General features: G+C 56.3%; 2 protein-coding genes. Both read left to right on the top strand.

Features of this window, described 5'->3' with window-relative positions:
• Positions 1-2,282: type ISP restriction/modification enzyme (locus FEF26_RS16195; RefSeq protein ID WP_341805158.1), on the top strand; the 2,282-nt coding region annotated here is incomplete at its 5' end.
• Entirely contained in the window at positions 2,279-4,207 is a 1,929-nt protein-coding gene (locus FEF26_RS15035; protein ID WP_138254351.1) for an AAA family ATPase, read from the top strand. The genes FEF26_RS16195 and FEF26_RS15035, both read left to right, overlap by 4 nt.
• The last annotated feature ends 837 nt before the right edge of the window (positions 4,208-5,044 follow it).

The raw sequence follows: 5,044 nt of genomic DNA, 5'->3' as shown, positions 1-5,044 counted from the left end.
TCTCCAGGTGTTCTGTCAGTGGGTACATGAGACACCTCCAGACAGTACACATAACCTTCACCGGAACCGGGACGTTCATTGTCCGACTGCTGCAATCCGGTGTGATCACCCCACACGATCTAGCGCGGAAGTACACCAGTGAACTCCACGCCAACGAGATCATGCTCCTGGCCTACTACATCGCCGCCATCAACATCGAAGCCACCTACCACGGCCTCATCAAGGACCAATCGGACGACGCTGAAGCCCCGTATGTGCCCTTCGAAGGAATCGTCCTCGGTGACACCTTCCAGATGACAGAAGAGCACAACACCTTCGACCTGGAGATGTTCACCTCCAACAACAGCCGCGCCAAACGCCAGCTGGACACCGACATAAGGGTCATCATCGGCAACCCCCCGTACTCCGCCGGTCAGACCAACGCGAACGACAACAACGCCAACGCCTCCTATCCGAGCCTGGATGGCAGAATCCGTGACACCTACGCGGCGCAAACTACGGGTCAAAATAAGAACAGCCTCTACGACTCCTATATACGAGCCATCCGGTGGGGCACCGACCGGATCGGCGACCGAGGCATCCTCGCCTACGTCTCCAACGGCGGCTACATCGACTCCAACTCAGCCGACGGGCTGCGCAAGACCTTCGTGGAGGACTTCGACCACCTCTACATCTACAACCTCCGCGGAAACCAACGCACTTCTGGCGAACTCTCCCGTAAAGAAGGTGGCAAGGTCTTCGGCTCAGGGAGCCGCGCCACCGTCGCGATCATGCTCGGAGTCAAAGACCCCACCCACACAGGCGACTGCGTCCTCCACTACCGCGACATCGGCGACTACCTCACCCGCGAAGACAAACTCGCCATCGTCAACGACTCCACCATCACCTCCACCACCTGGGAAACCATCACGCCCAATTCAAAGGGCGAATGGATCAACCAATCCAGCGACACCTACGACACCCTGTCACCACTGGGTGACAAAAAGGGCGGCACCGGGATGCCTCCGATCTTCGGAACCTACAGTCCAGGACTCCAAACAAACCGCGACGCCTGGGTGTATAACTTCTCTCGCCAAGCTGTCGAACGCAACGTGACCGCTATGACTGCGACCTACGAGGAGGTCCGAAGCGCCTACCACGCAGAGCCCCGCCCGAAACGAAATGAGAAAGACGTCGCAGCCTGGCTCGCCACCCACCCAGAATTCTCCGACCAAACACGGATTTCCTGGTCTTCAACCCTCCGTAACCATGTGGCCCGCGGCACCGATATCGAAACCTCCTCGCAGTGGATCACCACCTCGTCTTACAGACCCTTTGCCAAACAGAACGTCTACTTTCATAGCCACCTTAACCACCGCCCCGGCCAGCTGCCGTCGATTTTCCCGACCCCGAACCACGTCAACCACGGGTTCTACCTCACAGCACCTGGAGGCAACGCTGATTTCGCCGTCCTCGCTACGGATGCCATTCCCGATCTTGTCTCGATCACGGGTGCTGGACAAGCTGGTCAGTTCTTCCCGCGATACATCTGGGAACCTCTAGAATCCGCTGATCCACACTTGCTGAGCGGGCTCAACGACCCTGAGAGCGAGCACGTCGTCGATGGACACCGGCGCATCGACAACATCACCGACGCAACCCTGACCCGGTACCAGGATGTGTTCGGCAGCGAGGTCACTAAGGACGCGATCTTCGCCCACCTCTACGCACTGCTGCACTCTGACGACTACCGGACCACCTTTGCCTCAGAGCTGAAGCGCCAGCTCCCACGCATACCCCTGCCTTCGTCGGCATCGGACTTCTGGATTTTCTCTGAAGCAGGCCAAAAACTGCTTGACCTGCACATCAAATATGAAGACGCCGTGCCGTACCCCCTGAGCGAGGAAACCACACTCGGTGAGACGTCCGCCCCTGGGTTCCATCGAGTGCAGAAGATGAAATGGGGCGGTCCGGCCCTCAAGGCAAATAAGTCCCGGCTGATCTATAACACCAACATCACTCTGACCGGCATACCCGACGAAGCCCACGAATACATGCTTGGCTCCCGCAGCGCACTCGAGTGGCTCATCGACCGCTACCAGGTCAAAACTGACAAAGCATCAGGCATCGTCAGCGACCCCAACGACTGGGCCTCAGAACAGGGCAACACTCGGTACATCGTCGACCTCATCAAGAAGATCACCACAGTTAGCGTCGAAACCGTCCAAATCATCCGTGCCTTGCCCGGGCTGGATGCCATTACCGCTCCGACTCACAACCACGGAGAGAAGGGAAGCGCATGAGACTTGTCAGCGCACACATCCGTGGATATGGACGTTTAGTCGATACAACTATCAAACTAGACCAGAAGCTAATCTCTGTTGTGGGGCCAAATGAGGCTGGGAAGACCACCCTCTTAAAGGCTCTAAGTTACATTGAGGCAGACGAAGCCTTGGAACTAAAGAGCTGGGCGCGGGCCGGGGAAGCGAACAGCAGCACCGAAATCGTCAGCTTGCGGTACCTGTTAGGCGAAGATGACAAAGAAAGTCTCGGGGACCTAGACCTGCTGGACAGTCCAGCAGAATTCATTGCAGCCCGGTCGGCGGATGGGAGGCTTCTCTGGTGGACCGAGCCACCCCTCAAAAGATGTACGAGTCTCCTCCGTGAAGGCTGTATCCATCTGCATGAAGCACTAGGCGCCACAAGCTCTCTTACCGCAACCCCTCCCGAGTCTTCCGAACTGACTGACGTTGATTCTTCTCCAGAGGGTACGCAACTGCTCAACGAGCTGAATGAATATGCTGAGGCGCTAGATCAATACGTTTCAGCTGAGGAGACTAGCCAAGAGAATATCGACTGGTTGCTGGAACGAGCGCAAGAACTCAGAGACCAAGTTGTCGATTCCGCGCCTTTTGCTGAGGTCGAAGCGGCCTTAAACAAGGTAATCGCCTGGGGTGAGGCAGACGACCCATGTGTTGAAGCTCGAAAACGCCTATGGGGTTCTTCGCCTGATTTCGCCCTCTTCCGCGACGAAGACCGTGCTCTACGGTCTACCTACACACTAGATAAAAAGCTGCTGAAAGGTCCCCCGCCTGCTCTCAGTAACCTTCTACGATTGGCGGAGCTGGACCTCCAGGCGCTGGCTACTGCTGACCAGCAACAACAGATAGCTAGGCGTGAAACCCTCCTCAGGCGGGCCAACCGGAACCTCAGCAAACATGTTTCGAATGTCTGGAAGCAATCAGACCTTACTGTCGAGCTTCAGATGGATGGAGGCGTGCTCCGCATAAATGTCATCGAGGATGGCGAGCATTCTTCACCGTTCGCCGAGAGATCCCAAGGGCTGCGAACGTTTGTTGCACTGGCCGCTTTTCTGTCGGGACGCGATACTGGCAGGCCCACAATCCTCCTAGTAGATGAGGCCGAGAGCCACCTACATATTGATGCTCAGGCTGACCTGATTGACATGTTCGCTGAACAACAGCAAGCAGAAAAGATCATCTATACCACCCATTCCCCTGCCTGCCTCCCTAGAGACATGGGCATTGGACTTCGAGCAGTTGTCATAGACGGTGATGAGTCGAGTCACGTCGAGAACGCGTTCTGGACGATGGAAGGCCATGGACTTTCACCCGTAATGTTCGCAATGGGCGCCGCCGCCGCTGCCTTCACCCCGGCAAGGTATGCGGTCATAGGTGAGGGCGCGAGCGACATGCTGCTGCTTCCTTCACTCATTCGCGCCAGTGTCGATTTGCAGCGTCTTCCGTATCAAGTGGCCCCTGGCCTATCCGAGGCTCCCAAGAACGCGTTCCCAGACCTGGATCTCGAGGCAGCGCGGGTCGCTTTTCTTGTTGACGGTGATTCAGGTGGGGAAGCCTTGGCCAAGAAGTTGTGTCAGGTTTTTCCTCGCGAGAGAATCGCGTGCTTACCTTTGCCTGGCATAGAGAACGCTCTCGATGCCGAGGCCTACCGCAAAGTATTCACCGAGCTCCTTCGACAGAGGAACGGCAGCGTTGAGACCTTAGAGCTTCCAGGCTTTCCCGATGAATCTACGAAATCCTGGGCGAAGATATTGGAAGACTGGGCGCAGGAAGCAGGAATCGACTTTCCGAGTAAGACTGAAGTTGCCTACCGGCTTCTCGAGGTAGAACCCGTTCCCCTGAGCGAGACAGGGCGAGCTGCCCTGTCGAAGCTTCATAGCGACCTCGTCCACGCACTGAACATATAAAGGCACTACGGAGTGGTCTGTCGAACCTCAACCGGGCACGTGAAGGGCCTTCCAACGTAGAAGACCTGCACGGGACCCCTCATCTTCTGTTGAGAAGTCGTTTCAAGTCACTCGGTACGACCCGCGGAGGAGCGTTGTGCATGATTCATGGCCGTTCCCCCGCCGCAACGTGCCGCTCAGTTCCCTACCTTGATAAATGCGGAACTGGGCATCGTTGGTGACGCGTCCACCACTAGACTCCCAATATCTTGGGTCATTAGTTGGAAATAGTGCCCACCCCGGCGTTCCCTGAGACAGCGCCAATCTCTCCAACCGAGTGACGTCCGTGACGAAGTGCATACGTCCGAGGTCGTTCGCAGAGTGATTGGCCAGTTGGAACAACTCCCCGTTGGTTTCTTCCAGCCAATACAGAGTGGGGTACTTCAGTCCAATTGCGCAAGTACCAGTAGGACCCTTGACTAGGATGTCTGTGACTTCTCGACGACCGTCATCCAACCGTCGGGGCACTTCAAGACGAACCTCCAGCCAAAGATCAAATTCGACCAGAGCCTGGGAGAATGCGAATTGGAAGTCCCGTTCGCGATCGAAGACGGGTCGCTTATCGGCTAGTAACTGCACCACCCCCTGAAGATCAATAGCTGCCATATTGAACCTCCCTGGGTTTCTTGGAGACTTCATCGTTCAATGCTGAAGGCCTGAAAATGTTACTTCTCGTTTCCCTTGCATTTCAGGAGATAAGGTTCTTCTCCGTTACGAAAGCATGGCCGCCCTGGCACGTAGCGAGAGTTGGAAGCGGTAGTCTGCGTAGTTGGAAGCGACGTTCCGGACTTCAGGTAG

Origin of the sequence: Nesterenkonia salmonea (assembly GCF_005771525.1) — a bacterium.
Lineage (GTDB): Bacteria > Actinomycetota > Actinomycetes > Actinomycetales > Micrococcaceae > Nesterenkonia > Nesterenkonia salmonea.
The sequence above is the reverse complement of the archived record's forward strand: the minus strand, read 5'-3'. Positions and strand labels throughout refer to the sequence as shown.

What these genes read in the sequence shown, in the direction of transcription:
- FEF26_RS15035 (WP_138254351.1), top strand. Translation starts at nt 2,279, where the DNA reads ATGAGACTTGTCAGCGCACACATCCGTGGATATGGACGTTTAGTCGAT.